This is a genomic window from Sphingobacterium sp. LRF_L2, from assembly GCF_965644235.1.
Classification (GTDB): domain Bacteria; phylum Bacteroidota; class Bacteroidia; order Sphingobacteriales; family Sphingobacteriaceae; genus Sphingobacterium.
Genome location: NZ_CBFFRI010000002.1, coordinates 361,045 through 376,051, shown reverse-complemented (window position 1 = coordinate 376,051; position 15,007 = coordinate 361,045). Strand labels below are relative to the sequence as shown.

Annotated in this window: 15 protein-coding genes; 8 read left to right on the top strand and 7 right to left on the bottom strand. The window is 38.4% G+C overall.

Features of this window, described 5'->3' with window-relative positions; translation table 11 throughout:
• Positions 1–528 precede the first annotated feature (528 nt).
• The 7 genes from ACSZOX_RS04900 (at position 529) to ACSZOX_RS04870 (ending at position 4,707) form a co-directional block, all read left to right on the top strand.
• Positions 529–1,284, top strand: coding sequence for an SDR family NAD(P)-dependent oxidoreductase (locus ACSZOX_RS04900; protein ID WP_437918694.1), 756 nt, complete (start codon positions 529–531; stop codon positions 1,282–1,284).
• 4 nt (positions 1,285–1,288) lie between these two features.
• Positions 1,289–1,765, top strand: coding sequence for a MarR family winged helix-turn-helix transcriptional regulator (locus ACSZOX_RS04895; protein WP_437918693.1), 477 nt, complete (start codon positions 1,289–1,291; stop codon positions 1,763–1,765).
• Positions 1,766–1,875: 110 nt separating this feature from the next.
• Positions 1,876–2,580: a helix-turn-helix transcriptional regulator gene (locus ACSZOX_RS04890; protein ID WP_437918692.1), complete on the top strand. Its 705-nt coding sequence runs from the start codon at positions 1,876–1,878 to the stop codon at positions 2,578–2,580.
• Positions 2,581–2,649: 69 nt separating this feature from the next.
• A complete protein-coding gene (locus ACSZOX_RS04885) occupies positions 2,650–3,279 on the top strand; it encodes a hypothetical protein (protein WP_437918691.1) in 630 nt (209 codons plus the stop codon).
• A gap of 35 nt (positions 3,280–3,314) precedes the next feature.
• Positions 3,315–3,761 (top strand): SRPBCC family protein, encoded by a 447-nt coding sequence (locus ACSZOX_RS04880; protein ID WP_437918690.1) that lies wholly within the window; start codon positions 3,315–3,317, stop codon positions 3,759–3,761.
• A gap of 4 nt (positions 3,762–3,765) precedes the next feature.
• On the top strand, positions 3,766–4,233 hold the full coding sequence (locus ACSZOX_RS04875; RefSeq protein WP_437918689.1) for a GyrI-like domain-containing protein: 468 nt from the start codon (positions 3,766–3,768) through the stop codon (positions 4,231–4,233).
• Between the two features lie 141 nt (positions 4,234–4,374).
• Positions 4,375–4,707, top strand: coding sequence for a DMT family transporter (locus ACSZOX_RS04870; RefSeq protein WP_437918688.1), 333 nt, complete (start codon positions 4,375–4,377; stop codon positions 4,705–4,707).
• A gap of 214 nt (positions 4,708–4,921) precedes the next feature.
• Here the strand turns inward: ACSZOX_RS04870 and ACSZOX_RS04865 are convergent, their stop codons facing one another.
• Positions 4,922–5,266, bottom strand: a complete 345-nt coding sequence (locus ACSZOX_RS04865; RefSeq protein WP_437918687.1) for a winged helix-turn-helix transcriptional regulator — start codon at positions 5,264–5,266, stop codon at positions 4,922–4,924.
• A 113-nt stretch (positions 5,267–5,379) separates the two neighbouring features.
• Here ACSZOX_RS04865 and ACSZOX_RS04860 point away from each other — a divergent pair, with 113 nt between their 5' ends.
• A complete protein-coding gene (locus ACSZOX_RS04860; protein WP_437918686.1) occupies positions 5,380–6,444 on the top strand; it encodes an NADH:flavin oxidoreductase in 1,065 nt (354 codons plus the stop codon).
• A gap of 139 nt (positions 6,445–6,583) precedes the next feature.
• On the opposite strand, the gene ACSZOX_RS04855 is transcribed toward ACSZOX_RS04860, so the two are convergent.
• The 6 genes from ACSZOX_RS04855 to ACSZOX_RS04830 all read right to left on the bottom strand — a co-directional run bounded on the left by ACSZOX_RS04855 (position 6,584) and on the right by ACSZOX_RS04830 (position 14,985).
• Entirely contained in the window at positions 6,584–7,384 is an 801-nt protein-coding gene (locus ACSZOX_RS04855; RefSeq protein WP_437918685.1) for an endonuclease/exonuclease/phosphatase family protein, read from the bottom strand.
• A gap of 7 nt (positions 7,385–7,391) precedes the next feature.
• Positions 7,392–8,252, bottom strand: a complete 861-nt coding sequence (locus ACSZOX_RS04850) for an endonuclease/exonuclease/phosphatase family protein (RefSeq protein WP_437918684.1) — start codon at positions 8,250–8,252, stop codon at positions 7,392–7,394.
• Between the two features lie 119 nt (positions 8,253–8,371).
• Positions 8,372–9,973 carry a RagB/SusD family nutrient uptake outer membrane protein gene (locus tag ACSZOX_RS04845; RefSeq protein ID WP_437918683.1) on the bottom strand — a complete coding sequence of 534 codons (1,602 nt, stop codon included), beginning with the start codon at positions 9,971–9,973 and terminating at the stop codon, positions 8,372–8,374.
• A gap of 2 nt (positions 9,974–9,975) precedes the next feature.
• Positions 9,976–13,248: a SusC/RagA family TonB-linked outer membrane protein gene (locus ACSZOX_RS04840; protein WP_437918682.1), complete on the bottom strand. Its 3,273-nt coding sequence runs from the start codon at positions 13,246–13,248 to the stop codon at positions 9,976–9,978.
• An 87-nt stretch (positions 13,249–13,335) separates the two neighbouring features.
• Positions 13,336–14,373 (bottom strand): FecR family protein, encoded by a 1,038-nt coding sequence (locus ACSZOX_RS04835; protein ID WP_437918681.1) that lies wholly within the window; start codon positions 14,371–14,373, stop codon positions 13,336–13,338.
• A 36-nt stretch (positions 14,374–14,409) separates the two neighbouring features.
• A complete protein-coding gene (locus ACSZOX_RS04830; protein WP_437918680.1) occupies positions 14,410–14,985 on the bottom strand; it encodes an RNA polymerase sigma factor in 576 nt (191 codons plus the stop codon).
• Positions 14,986–15,007 lie beyond the last annotated feature (22 nt).

Sequence of the window (15,007 nt, the reverse complement as noted above, 5' to 3'; positions counted from 1 at the left end):
TTTCCATTCATTTCTCTATTAATTACAAATTGATAATCGAATAAAGTCCTTCCATCAATATTGATTACTTTATTTTTAGTTTTTTCGAATATATTCTTGAATAAATCGATATGTTAATTAAAAAAAGATGAGAGCAATTGAACCAGTCGCAATCAGGATTGAGATTCTTCTTTGTTCTTCTCTATGTTTATTAAAAAATCCATGATTCATTTTAGAAATGATATCTCGTGATATTCCCAAAGAAACCCTGCTACTTCTCTTAAAATTAGCAACTTACAAATAAAAAAGCGAATGTACCCTAAATTCGCTCGGTAAAAGTCAGTACGTTGATTTGAACATTCTTGTTGAAAAGTTCTTTATTTCAACGCTAGCCGTACGATAAACAACAATATATTGATATTTCGATTGACTAACTCTATGACTAAAATTTTAAGTTTTGATAAACTTTTGTCAAATTTTAGATCGTCAGAACATAATCAATGACTAATCATTAAGTTTGTTTATACAGAAATTTAAAAACAGATTAAAATGAAAAGATTTGAAAACAAAGTAGCTTTTATAACTGGTGGCAACTCCGGAATAGGAAAAGCCTCCGCTATTTTGATCGCTAGCGAAGGCGCGAAAGTGGTCATTGCAGACATCAAAGAAAATCTGGAAACACTGGAAGAAATTAGAAAAGAAGGTGCCGAAGTACAATTTATCCAATGTGACGTTTCAAAAGCTGAAGATATGGAGCGTGCAGTTAAAGAAACCGTTGATAGATATGGTAGTCTAGATGTTGCGTTCAACAACGCAGGAATTACAGATAAAGGCATGAGCCCTATCCATGAAAAGAGCATTGAAGAATGGCAAAGCGTACAAAACATTAATTTGAACGGTGTATTCTTTGGGTTAAAATATCAGGTCGCTCAAATGAGACTGCAAGAAAACGGTGGTTCAATTGTAAATATGGGTTCATTAGACAGCGTAACTGCGACCGGAAATATTGCGTCTTATACTTCTGCTAAGCATGCGGTTATCGGCCTCACAAAATCGGCAGCGTTGGAAAATGCGACCCAGAAAATTCGTGTTAATGCACTAGGACCTGGTTATATTGCAACACCAATGCTTCTTTCCGGCGGTTTGGACGAACAAACATTAACTTATATGAAGTCCCTCCACCCCATGAATCGTTTAGGTAAACCTGAAGAAATTGCAAAAGCTTTCTTATTTTTGGCTTCAGAAGACGCTAGCTTTATTACGGGAGTTTATTTGCCCGTAGATGGAGGCTATTTAATTAAATAAAAATATGAAAGAAGGGAATCAAGACGAGATACCTTTGAGAAGAATTCTGGGAATTGAATTCGTAAGCACTTTTTATGGTGTTTATGACAATTCCCAGCTGTTCTTTAACCGATATAATCTTACCTCTCAGCAGTACAACGTACTTAGTATTTTGTACGAAAATGATGAACCTTTATCAACGGCAGCTATTCTTCATTTAATGGTAGAAAAAAATGCCGGCGTTTCTCGTCTTGTCGATCGTCTTGTTTTGAAGGGATATGTGGAAAAAAAAATCAATCAATCCGATAAAAGGTTAATCGATGTTTTTTTGACCGAACAAGGAAGAATTCAATGTAAACTTGTCAGTGAAAATTTAAATGATGTGGATCTCGTTTTTAAAAATCTAGATGATGACGATGTTCAAGATATGTTGAAATTACTTCGTAAAATTAAAGGGAACGATTTATTAACTAAACAAGAAAATAATACAAAAATTCCATAACCATATCTAGATCATCCCAGCAAGCACATCTTACTTCATAAAATTGGTAAAAACAAGAAACATGCAGTTAGCGTTTTGCTGATAATATATGGACTATACAACTACTCCTTATGAATGGTAACGATACCAAAAGACTGTCACGATTGACCGCAATCTTAACACAGTTACAAACAAAACGACTCTTAACAGCGAACGAATTGGCAGAGAGATTTTCGATCAGTAAACGAACCGTTTATAGAGATATCAAAGCATTAGAGCAAGCTGGTGTTCCTGTTTTGACTGAAGAAGGAAAGGGATATACATTAATGGAAGGTTATCGAATTCCGCCAATCATGTTTTCCGAAACCGAAGCCAATGCGCTAATTACTGCCGAACAATTGGTCTTAAAAAATAAAGATGAATCTTTTGTAAAGGATTATATAAGTGCGATTAACAAAATAAAATCCGTATTACGAAGCAATACGAAAAGCAAGGCGAACTTACTTTCTGAACGCACTCGCTCAGGACAAAACTGGGAAGGGAACCGTACCAGTAATAGTTTGTCGTTACTTCAACTGGCTTTAACAAACTTTAATTTGGTCGATATTACTTATTATTCACCAGATAACGATCAAACTACAGAAAGAACTGTCGAACCTTTCGCTATTTACACAACTCAGGAAAATTGGTTACTGATTGCCCTTTGCCGATTAAGAAAAGATTACCGAGCTTTCCGTTTGGATCGTATCCAAAGCTTAAATGTTAAAAATGAAACATTTGAGCCTCATAAACTAACCTTCCAAGAATATATTGAAATGGTGAACAAAAATTGTTAAATACCCTTGCCATATAGCTGTCACAGCACCATTCTAATTTTGTATCCATAATAATTTAATAGAATAAATATGATTAGGATAAGTAGTAAGGTTGCGAAGGCAATGGAGTTCACTCGCTTTAGAAAAAAAGCCGATGTTACTGATGATGCTCTTTTAGCTGCTGCATTAGCATTTGAAAAGGCTATTGCTTCTCAGCAAGGATTAATTTTCCATAGCTTGGTTCGCAATTACGATAATGAATATGCAAATGTTCTTTTTAGCGAATCAATACAAATTTTGAAGGATTTAGAATCTAATTTCGGAAACCTGCCCTCCGTAAAGGAATTTTTCCAGTTGATAGAAATGTCTTCTGTAAAAGTAGAATACCACAACATCAAAAAAGAAAATTTTTTAATTCCAACTGATTTCTCGTGTATTGAAAAGGGAACATTCTCCCTTCATAATACTGATGATATTTCAAAATTGAAGCAGATTTCCGAAGATATTGAAAACGAATATCTAAATAGGTTTGACAACAGCAGAGGTCATTTTATTGGGCAATTGGGGCCTAACTTATTTTCAGAAGTAACTATCGGTAAGACTCTGGCACAGACCAAGCAAATTTGTATGGGTTATTTTAATGATCCTTTTTGCACGAAGCTATTGGCTCTTGCTGATAAGGAAACCATGGAACTTGACTTTTGGTACGTAATTGCCTAAAACAACAGAAGTTTGACAATTTAAATACAGATAATATGAATGAAAATATCATAATCAGGAAATTAAGTTTAAATGCACAAACGTCGGAGGTCTGGAACGCTTTAATAACGCCCTCTGAAACAAAAAAATACATGTTCAATTGTGAGGCACATTCCGATTGGCAAGTAGGTAGCGAAATTACTTGGAAAGGTAATTTTCAAGGTTATGAAAGTGGAGAGCGTGGAGAGATTTTGGAAATAGAAACGAATAAGCGTCTAAAGTATTCTTCGATTGACCCCAACTTTGGAATCGAAATCAAGCCTGAAAACTACCTTCATATTTCCTATAATTTAGATGAGAAAGATGAAAAAACAATACTAACTACAACTATAGAAAATTTCAATGGGGATCCTAAAAGATTGGAACATGCTGCGAAAGGTTGGGACAATTTTGTTTTGCCAGGAATCGAGAATTTGTTTAACAAATCACAGCCAATTTTATAACAAAATGATTAAGCAAGCTCTTCAAGAATTTCATATAGTTGGAATTTCAACAAGAACAATAAACGCAAATGGGCAATCTGCAATAGATATTGAAGCGTTATGGCAACATTTCTGGGAGCAAAAAATTCAAGACAAGATACCCAATAAAACTAGTGGTGATATTTATGCTGTTTACACGGAATATGAAACGGATTTTACAGGAGAATACACTACAATTATTGGTTTGCCAGTCAATTCGCTCGATGATGTTCCAGAAGGAATGGTTGGGCTTACCATTGAAACAACTGTTTATCATAAGATTGTCTCTAGGGGAAAAATGCCCGAAGCTATTGGAAATACCTGGTTCGCAATATGGGCGGATAGGGAATTAGACTCAAAGCGAGCCTACAAGGCTGATTTTACTATTCATGGACAAAAGTATGATAACGGAGCCGAGGCTGAAGTGGAAACTTACCTCTCCGTAAGGGAATAAAGAATATTTGTACCTACAACACAAAAGCCGACATTTAAAGGTTGGCTTTTGTATATTTAATAATTTGAATGATTACAACTTACATTGACTAACTGGCTTTTGATAGAAAAAAACGAGTATTTTTGTACAAATAAGATTCTGATGAAAAATTACCTTTTTCTTGCCGCTGCTATTATCTGTGAAACCCTAGCTACGTCATTTTTAAAAAAGACGGAACAGTTTACCAAAATCGTCCCTACAGCCATTTTTGTAGTCGCTATGGCTTCCTCTTTTTATCTATTAACATTCGCTTTAAGGGGAATTCCAATCGGTATTGCTTATGCTATTTGGTCTGCCGTCGGTATTGTTTTAATATCCTTGGTGGGATATTTAGTTTATGATCAAAAACTTGATATTCCGGCGATTATTGGAATAACGTTCATTATTGTAGGCGTTGTCATTATTAACCTGTTCTCCAAATCGACTAGTCATTAAAAAATTTATCGGTAAGAAGTTGTAACTAGCTAATAAACATCATGCCGATAACGATAATATAGATTAGTTAAAGAAATTCCATCTACATCCCCCCCCCTCAACACACCACTGTCTGCTCGAAGGGTAGTACCACTGTTGCTACAGAAAGTGGGCTAGGTAAATACGTAGCAAGATTGGCTATTAATTATCGTTTTTACTTTTGAACGCACTTCGATTAGCGTTCCATCAGTTCCACCGACTCTTCACGGTATTCATCGCTCCATTGCGCAAGTTGGCACATAATTGGAATAAGTGCCTTTCCCTTTTTTGTCAACGAATATTCAACCCTTGGTGGTATCTCTCTAAACTCTTCTCGTTGCAATACACCGTCCTCTTCCAATTCCTTCAAAGAACTAGTAAGCACCTTACGAGATATTCCTTCGATCATAACGGCTAATTGGCCAAATCGAAGTGTGCGTTCACCTAGCATGTATATAATAATAGGTTTCCACCTCGTTCCTAAAATCCCCATCGATCTGGTCATCGAGCATGAACACTCTCTTAATTCGGATCTATTCATCTTATCTTTTTCGCTAAAAGTTACACAAAGGTAACTACTTTATATTATAAATAGTTACAATAAGTAACTATTATGGTTACATTTGTATACTAATAACAAATAAAACAATATACATGAGCACACAATCTTTATTTACTCCATTCAAATACAAAAACTTAACGCTTAAAAATCGGTTTGCTATGGCTCCTATGACACGAGCCTTTGCTACAGATGGTATTCCCGGACCAGATATAAAAGGTTATTATGAAAGACGTGCAACAGGAGAAGTGGGTTTGATCCTTACAGAAGGCACGGTGGTGAATAGACCCTCATCAAAAAATATAGAAAGCATTCCTGATTTTTATGGGGAAGAAGCCTTGGCCGGTTGGAAAAATGTAGTGGAAGCTGTTCACAACAAAAACGGTAAAATTGCGCCACAAATTTGGCATGTTGGCAACACACCCTATCAATGGACACCACCAGCTCCTTTTGAAAGTCCGGAAACAATGACTGTTGAAGATATCGAAGCGACAATAAAAGCTTTTGCAGATGCAGCAAAAGCAGCAAAAGCTTTAGGTTTTGATGCATTGGAAATACATGGCGCTCACGGCTACCTGATAGATCAATTCTTTTGGGATGGCACTAACAACCGAACAGATGAATTTGGAGGAAAAACTATAAAAGAACGTTCAAGATTTGCGATCGAAGTGGTGAAAGCCATGCGCGCTGCTGTCGGAGAAGAATTCGTGATCATCCTACGTTTATCGCAATGGAAACAACAGGACTACACAGTTAAACTCGCACAAACTCCAAAAGAACTCGAAGATTGGATTTTACCTTTGGTTGATGCCGGAGTGGATATTTTCCACGGAAGCCAGCGTCGGTATTGGGAACCTGAATTTGAAGGCAGTGACTTGAATTTTGCAGGTTGGTTGAAAAAAATATCCGGACAACCGACCATAACAGTGGGCTCTGTAGGACTTAGCAAGGATTTTTCTGACGTGTTCACTAATCAAGAATCTACCTCCGCTCCTGCGCATTTGGATGAGTTAGTGAGACGTTTTGATCGCGGAGATTTCGATATAGTTGCTGTTGGAAGAGCCGTACTACAAGATCCGAATTGGGTTTATAAGATTCGTCAAAGCAAGTTTGACGAACTAAATACGTTTGAGGCAAAAAGTTTAGCCACCCTATCCTAGTCTCAAACACCACTTTAGTTTCCTATTACTATCGTGTGTGAACAACAAATTGAAAACGATTTATTACATTTTATAGTAAAAAAGGCTTTCCTGAATCGACTAAATACAGGAAAGCCTTTCTATCATTTATTAAAAAGTTCTAATCTGTGCTTTGATAAATTACAACCACAGGAAGATGATCAGATGCATATTGCCCAGTCATTGCCACCGCTGAAAGTACATTGTATTTCTTTACCGCAAGTTTGTTTGCTACAATCAAATCTATACTTTTAGTTGGATTTCTTACCGGATATGAATTAGGACAACCATTCACGCAAGACAAGCTATACTCCTGTTGCAACAAAATCATTTCTGTTGTGTTACGCTCAGCATTGTAATCCCCTCCTATAAAAAGCGGAGCCGCCTCGGTGAGACTCAATCCATTTAAAAACTCAGCTTGTGCCGTACGATTTGGTACATTAAGATCCAGATGAGTAGAGCCAAACTCAATTGTTTTTCCATCCGGAAGCCTGACAGTAGCCAATGCAACACTTCTTTTCTCACCGGGAATGGGCATTGGAAGCTCCACTCTTCTTTTGTTTATCAGCGGATACTTGCTTAATATTGCAACCCCATATTCTCCCCCTTGGTAATCAATTGATTTTGAAAAGTGGTATTCCATCCCTAACAACTCCGCCAATTGTTCTGCCTGATTGATGTTCCCCGATCGAGGTACATTCACATCAATTTCCTGTAAAGCAACCAACTCTGCATTACTTTGCTTAATAACAGCAGCAATATGCTCTAGATTAACTACCTCAGAATTTGCTGGGGCCCCATGATGGACATTATAAGTCAACATAACTATTTTCGACTTTTCTTGTAGCAATTCATTTTCTTCAGTACTGCTGCAGCACGTAATCGTAAGTAGCAACAGGATAGCTAATGATATATTTTTCATTATTTTATTATTCTTTAAGTTTCAATTTAAACTCGGCCGTCATTGGCAAAAAGGTATTACTTGATTTCGGGAAGGCTTCGTATTTTGAAATACTGATGCTACTGGCGCCGTCCTGAAAAGTGATATAGTCATATATTCCTGTAGGATTTGCTTTTGGCGAGTTCAGTGGGCAGCCATTCCCTAAACAAGCAAAAGTATACGAACCTTTTAGGTAGGTCAGCACCTGTCCATTATCCTTTTCCTGTTCATTAAAATTTCCTACTAAAATAATAGGATCAGACAAACGTTCTGTAGCATTTAAAAGATCGACAACCTGCAAATTCCGATTATTAACGTTCGACGGATCAAGTTCAGTCCCGGCAAAATAAAGCCCTTGATTGGGGGCAACTTCTACTTTAATCATCACCAAGCTGCGAAGCTCAGCATTATTGCCTTCTTCACGGCGTAACAATTGTGCGCTCTTTTCCACAATCGGAAACTTCGAAAGCACTGCGTTTCCAAATCCACCTGTTTGGTAATCAAAATTCTTTTTAAAGAACAATTCCATTTTTAAAGCATCTGCTATCGCTTGCGGACGATTTACTTTCTCTGCTCGGGTAGTTGCACTATCTACCTGCCTAAGAAACAGCAAATCAGGATCATATTCTTTGATCGCTTCTAGCATAGGCTCAAAATCCGCTGCCGTGCTCACACGCATATTCACGGACATCACCTTAAAACTTTTGCTTGGTGTGTCTTCGGGCACTTCAGGCTCTTCTGTTTCACGTTCAGGCAAAACGTCCCAATTTCCAGGGTCATAAGATTTACGACACGACTGCTGCACAAACAGCAAAGAAATCATCATTATCAACCAACTAATTTTTTTCATCTGTATAAATATATTTTTCAATGGTCTCGAAACAGTCTAATCCATTCATTACCATGTGCTCACTGTTTCTCCAGCACATATGTAACTCAGGTTTAATGTTTTAAGATCGTTTCATCGATTTAATAATTTGGATTTTGGATCATATTAGGATTTGCAATAAGTTCGACTTCGGGAATAGGCCAAAGACCTTCCCGGGCAGAATCATACTTTCTCGTCTGCACACGCACCAATTCACCTGTTGTTGGATTGGTAGCTCCATACACATCACCATTCATCACAGCAGCATCTATCTGCCAACGGCGGATATCAAAATAGCGGCCGCCTTCAAAGGCCATTTCTGCTTGTCGTTCTCTACGGATCAATTCTCGCATCTTTTGCTGGCTATTATATGTCCCGGTATTGACATGGGGCATTCCAGCACGTGCTCGCACTTCGTTAATAGCATTGATAGACTCTGTACTATTCCATTCTCCTACTTCAATAAGTGCCTCAGCATAATTCAATAAAATTTCAGCATAGCGTATAATCATAAAATCAAGATTGCCACTTTTGGACTGTCGATCACGCGAATCAACATATTTCTTAATCCAGAAACCTGTCGCAGTAGATTTAGTTTCGCCGATACGGTCACTAGGATTATAGAAAGGATCGAGCTTGTATTGTCCTTGAAAGTTCTCGTTCGGAACAAAAAGCGATGCTGAAAGGCGTGGATCACGGTTATTATTATGGTTTGGATTGCGCTGATAAATCAACAATGAATCCCGACCAAGCTCTTGTATTGTTTTTCCTTGTTTCGTTTCATAGTTGTTCACGACCGTATTGGTTGGTGATAAATAAGTTTCTCCACCTATACCAAAAGGTGCAAAGGTAGTCCACGCATTGGCGCAGCCGTTCTCCTTATAGAAAATACGCTCATCGTTCAGCTCGCCAGTATAACTAAAAAGCTCGCCATAGCTAGCCGATACATTCGTACTATTTACCCATAACTTATAAACTTTGGAATCTATCACTTTCTTAGATGCCTGTTTAACCAACTCGTAGTCTTTCTTAAAAAGTCCCATTCGGGACAAAAGCGACCAACATACACCGCTGGACATCCGCCAACGATCAGCATTTACATAAGTTGCTGGCAGAAGATTAGCACATTCCATCAACTCCGTCACAATGTAATTGTAAACATCATCCGCAGCTGTGCGTTTTTGGATATTTTCTTCAGGTGTCAATGATTTTTCAAGTAGTGGAATATCACCAAACAACATCAATAGCTCCAAGTGATAATAAGCCCTTAGAGCACGAGCTTCCAGTTTCATGCGATCGCGTAGCGCAGCGTCCATAAAAACGCGATCCACGTTTTCTAAAAATCGGTTAGCCCGACGGATACAGATGTAATCATCTTGCCAAATGGATGCCGATACCCCCCAACGGCTTGTTGCCAAACCACGTGTAAAGCTATCGTAGTCTCCTTTAAAATCACCACGGTGCACTGCCTCATCTGAAAGTCCTGCATAATACATTATATTTCGACCTGAAGAACCTCCTGGAATCCCAACATATACTGATGCAAGTGCATTATAAGCATCCGTTTCGGTTTTCCACCAAAGTTCATCCGTTACTCCAGTAGGGCTATCAATCGTTAGAAATTTATCGCAAGAAGTTGCCAGAGTGCAAAAAAGCAAAAAAGCAAACATCTGTAACTTATAGATATTTTTGAAAGTATACATAACTAAAAATTAGCAGTTAAACCAAATGTAAAAGTCTTCATAATCGCATAAGTATACGAGCCCCCCTGAGACTCGGGATCGGCCAGTTTCACATCCGTAAACAACAGTGGGTTTTGGGCATTTAGGTATATTCGCGTGTTCTTTATGCCATAGCGATTTAAAAAAGCAGGATTTAAGCGATAGCCCATCTGAATAAATTTCACACGTAAGTAACGAGCGTTAAACAACCAGAAGTCGCTACGCAGCACATTTGTAGCTGGGTTTGCCAAAATTCTAGGATAGATAGCATCCTGATGATTTTCATTCCAAGTATTCGCAGCTCGATAAGTCGTCGGAATACCACCAGAAGCACTTAGATTAATTGGATGCCATAAATACCCTGCGGATTTACCTCCGAGGTTTCCAGAATAATCATGATTTCCAGCTCCTTGAAGTAGAAATTCCAGATCAAAATTTTTATAAGACAAACTGAAGTTTGCAAAATAGTTCACCCGTGGCGTGGGATCACCAATAACCTGTTGATCATCTTCGTTGATCACGCCATCCTCATTGAGATCGACATACTTAATATCCCCAGGCCCCTGTCCAGCAACGATAGGTACCTTAGCCGTTGTCTTATCACTTTCGAAATCCGAAAATTGCAGTATACCGTTCGAAACATAACCGTAAAAACTCTTTATTGCGCTCCCAGCCTCGTTGATTTCGATACCGTTGATGTATGGCCCTCCCAGAAGATCGGTGATTTTATTCTTATTGTATGTAAAGCCTGGCCTGATCGAGAAACTGAAATTTTCCCCGACCTTATCGTTATAATTCAGTGATAACTCGTATCCCCTATTGCTGACTTCACCTGCGTTCATTGGCGCAGAACCAATAGAACCAGAAGGTGCTACTGCCGGATTTAAAATGACATCCTTTGTACGTTTATCGTAATAATCAAACGTAATTCCAAGTTTTCCATCAAACACCGACATATCCATCCCCAAATCAGTAATATGCACCTTCTCCCAGCTGATATCCGGATTTCCCCACACACTTTCAGTACCATTACTTGTGTTAATTAAATTCTGATATCGATAGAGCCCTATATTTTCATTTCCCAACAATCCATAAGATCCACGGATTTTCAAATTACTAATGGCATTGAAGTTGAAAAAATCTTCATTATGAATGTTCCAGCCTACAGCAATCGAAGGAAAATAGCCGAACTTATTCCCTGGTCCAAATTTCGAAGAACCGTCGCCACGGAATGAAACTTCTGCAAGATAGCGATCGCCATACGCATAATTCACTTTAGCATAAGCAGAAGCTAACGCCGAAATATCCCAGTAGCCGTTATTAAATTTCTCCATAGATACCCCCGCCATTGCATATACATTATGCTTTCCAAAATCCCTACTGTAGTCCAAAGCACCACTAATGTACAAATAGGTGTCCCTCAACTCCGAATAAGCATTACGTTGGACTGTCCATGTTTGCACCAATTGCTTGGTATAATAATCGAAAAAATAAAAGTTATCCCGATTTTGCTTATATACATCACTATTTAACCGGTAGCTAAATTGCCCACGAAAATTCAAATGATCAGTTATAGACCATTTCGGTTGCAAATTAATGGTAGCCTGATCATATTGGTAACCGATGGTTCCTCCCACTTCGGCATAAGCAATCGGATTGACAATATCAGCGTAACGTCCATATATTGTCGGCCAGCCCTCCTCTGTAGGATATTTTGGAAGCACTGTAGGCGGGAGTCTATACAAATCATCCAACAAACGACTACCACCATTGGTTATAGGTCTATTGGGATATAAAGTGTTTCGTCTTACTCCTAATACATCAAGATTCACCACAAATTTCTTTGATAATGAAACAGAAGTATTCGCCCTGATGTTGTAACGGCTCATATTATTAAGCGGAATCATACCTTGTTGATTCATGTAATTCCCTGTGATGGCAAAACGTGCCACATCATTACCGCCACTGATCGACATCGAATGTGAAGTAAGCGGTGAGTACTCACGTATCAACTCCTTCGTCCAGTTCGTATTTGGATAATTTATAGGATCTTCACCTGATTCTGTTTTAGATATCTGTTCGTCTGTGTATAAAATTTCACCTCCAGAAGCCACCTGCGCATAGTTATACATACGCATGTAAGTAGGCGCGTCTACAAATTCAGGAAGTACTGTTGGTGTCTGAACACCATAATATCCATCATAAAGAACATTGATTTGCCCGGCTTTTCCTCGTTTGGTGGTGACAACAATAACACCATTTGCTGCGCGCGCACCATATATAGCTGCCGCCGCTGCATCTTTCAATATGGTTACACTCTCAATAGTTACAGGGTCAATATGGTTCATGTCCATAGGAACACCATCCACTAATACCAAAGGATCTGCATTATTTAAGGTTGAAATACCTCGTATTTTGATACTCGCAGCATCCCCTCCAGGAAGACCAGAACCTTGCTGTACAGACAGTCCAGTCACCCCGCCTTGCAATGCCTGCGAAAGATTAGTAATAGGCTTCTGCGCAATATTCGCTTCAACATCCAAACTCGCCACCGAACTCGCTATATGTTTTTTCTGCATCTCGGTCATCCCGACTACCACAACCTCATCTAAATCAGAAATATTTTCCTGCAACGATAAGGTTAAGTTGTTATCATCCTTATTTACCAACATTTCTTTAGGCTGAAAGCCAACAATAGAAAATACTAGTCTGCTTCCTTTTGTTACCGACACTTGGTAATACCCTGCTTCATCCGACATAGCCAAAACATTACCTCCCTTAACAGATATACTCACACCTTGAAGAGGTACTGGAGGCTCGCTTGAGCTAAAAACTCTCCCTCTTATACTCACTTTCTCCTGTTTACTGATCGCAGCAGTCAACTCGGGCAATTTTTCTTTTGAAGGTACAATGGTAAGCTGTCCCTCAGACAAACGGTAATCTAATTGGTATTTTGGTAAAACCTCGTCTAGCAATACCCCTAATTCTTTATGACGTGCCACAACACTAATTCTTTTATTGAACACCTGATTCTCAGAATAGAGCAAAGCTACATCGACCTGTTTTTGCAATTCTTGAAAAAACTGTTTTAATGATTTATTCTTTAATTCAATACTAACCCGTTGCGGATAGGCCACGGCGGCGACCGAAATAAACAATCCGGTAAGGATAACAGATGTGATTTTCATGACATAGTTGATTTGTAACGGCACAGGCCATTGTTTAGCTCGTTTTTGCCGAGCTAGCTTTTTTTTCATAATTTTGAACGAATTTAAGTTGAATGAACTATTTAATTTAAAGTCTGTAAGGGGGAGTGCCAGCTCCCCTTTACTTCCATCTTTTGTCTATCTTTTAATGATATATACCTCCTTGTTTTTCTGTATAAATTTATAATCTGTTAACTCATAAATACTTTTCAGCGAGCTGATCATATCCACATCAATGTTCAACCGACCAGAGTATCGTACATCAGTTCCATAAAGAGTTTTATCAGCAATAATTTTCACGTTATATATTCGTTCCAGCTTGCGCATTAGTTCAGCAAAATTGACTTGGTCGAATGCAAGTTGTTTTTTAGTCCAAAGAATATCTGTACCTTGAGAATTTTTATCCACAATAAGTTGCGCCTTTTCCCTGTTAAAACTTACCCGTTGTCCAGGATACATCCGAACAGAAGTAAATAGATTTTGGGGGCTATTAAATTCGACGGTACCACTAAGCAAGTCTATTGTACTTGCCTCCTCCTCTTCATAAGCTGCCAAATTAAAAGTCGTGCCCAGCACGTTCACATTGGCATACTTGGTTTTAACCGTAAATGAAGCTCCGGTGTGTTTTACATCGAAGTAGCCTTCTCCATTGAGATACACTTCCCGTGCTTTTCCGTTCATATCGCTAGCAAACGTAAGGTATGATCCTGCATTCAGCCAGACTGTCGAACCATCCGGCAAAGCGAATTCCTGCCGCTTACCTTCCGGAATAAACAGCGTGATATATTCCCTATGATCGGTCAATCCGTTATTCGCTGTCATGACTGCACTATGTTGGATGTCCTCCGTCTGTAGAATCTGTTTGACCGCTATCTCATTATTTTTAAGGTTTACCTCCGCAAGCTGTATACTATCTTGTCCCTGAAAGATTAACTCATTCTTTTTAGCAATAGCAATCAAATCCAATCTCTCGGATGAGAAGATAGGGTAAAACAAGAAACCGAGCATAACAATGAGAATGGCAGCAGCTGCAGACAGCAAAGTCAAGTACCGAAATCTTCTTCTCCTTTGTACATCAGATAAGATGCGTTCAAACAGGATATCCTTTTCTGCTGCCGACAATGTTTCGTCCTCTTGAACATCGAACGCCTTTTTAAACCTTGCTTTTTTATCCACGATAGAAGCTTTATTTATTATATAGAGCAACAAACTCTAAAACATAGACGCTTTTACGAGAAAAAAATAAAAATTTATGAGAATGAGGAATTCCGCTGGAGCAAGCTCCGACTTAAGTTGTTTTAAAGCCCTATAAGACAGTGTTCGACAAGACTCCACACTAACTTGCATAAGGTCAGAAATTTGTTCATAATCAAAATCCATGTAGTATTTTAAGAACAGTACTTCTTTTTGTCTTTTAGGCAAAAGATCTATTTTCTCTTTCAATAAGGTGAAATTAAGATCCTGTTCTTCCCTTTCTATCCATTGGAGTTCATGACTTGCCGTCCAAAGAAGATCCTCAGGCAATTGAGAAATTTCAACCGTTTGGTGATTATACTTGGTTTTCAATAATTGGCGCCTTAGGGAAGAAAACAAATAATACTTTACCTGTACGTCCTTAGCAATTTTGGTATTGTTAAAAAGACGGATAAAAAGGTCATGGATACAATCCAGTACTAGCTCTCGGTCCGCGTGAAACTTTACGCCATAGGCAAACAAGTCATCTATATGTTCGCGATATATTTGTTCAAAAGCCTTTTCATTACCACCAATAAAGTCACGCCAAGACATATTTATTTGATTTGAATCATCT

Excerpts from the sequence above, each read along its gene's own strand:
- ACSZOX_RS04900 (WP_437918694.1), top strand. The coding sequence starts at position 529 with ATGAAAAGATTTGAAAACAAAGTAGCTTTTATAACTGGTGGCAACTCC.
- ACSZOX_RS04895 (WP_437918693.1), top strand. The coding sequence starts at position 1,289 with ATGAAAGAAGGGAATCAAGACGAGATACCTTTGAGAAGAATTCTGGGA.
- ACSZOX_RS04890 (WP_437918692.1), top strand. The coding sequence starts at position 1,876 with ATGAATGGTAACGATACCAAAAGACTGTCACGATTGACCGCAATCTTA.
- ACSZOX_RS04885 (WP_437918691.1), top strand. The coding sequence starts at position 2,650 with ATGATTAGGATAAGTAGTAAGGTTGCGAAGGCAATGGAGTTCACTCGC.
- ACSZOX_RS04880 (WP_437918690.1), top strand. The coding sequence starts at position 3,315 with ATGAATGAAAATATCATAATCAGGAAATTAAGTTTAAATGCACAAACG.
- ACSZOX_RS04875 (WP_437918689.1), top strand. The coding sequence starts at position 3,766 with ATGATTAAGCAAGCTCTTCAAGAATTTCATATAGTTGGAATTTCAACA.
- ACSZOX_RS04870 (WP_437918688.1), top strand. The coding sequence starts at position 4,375 with ATGAAAAATTACCTTTTTCTTGCCGCTGCTATTATCTGTGAAACCCTA.
- ACSZOX_RS04865 (WP_437918687.1), bottom strand. The coding sequence starts at position 5,266 with ATGAATAGATCCGAATTAAGAGAGTGTTCATGCTCGATGACCAGATCG.
- ACSZOX_RS04860 (WP_437918686.1), top strand. The coding sequence starts at position 5,380 with ATGAGCACACAATCTTTATTTACTCCATTCAAATACAAAAACTTAACG.
- ACSZOX_RS04855 (WP_437918685.1), bottom strand. The coding sequence starts at position 7,384 with ATGAAAAATATATCATTAGCTATCCTGTTGCTACTTACGATTACGTGC.
- ACSZOX_RS04850 (WP_437918684.1), bottom strand. The coding sequence starts at position 8,252 with ATGAAAAAAATTAGTTGGTTGATAATGATGATTTCTTTGCTGTTTGTG.
- ACSZOX_RS04845 (WP_437918683.1), bottom strand. The coding sequence starts at position 9,973 with ATGTATACTTTCAAAAATATCTATAAGTTACAGATGTTTGCTTTTTTG.
- ACSZOX_RS04840 (WP_437918682.1), bottom strand. The coding sequence starts at position 13,248 with ATGAAAAAAAAGCTAGCTCGGCAAAAACGAGCTAAACAATGGCCTGTG.
- ACSZOX_RS04830 (WP_437918680.1), bottom strand. The coding sequence starts at position 14,985 with ATGTCTTGGCGTGACTTTATTGGTGGTAATGAAAAGGCTTTTGAACAA.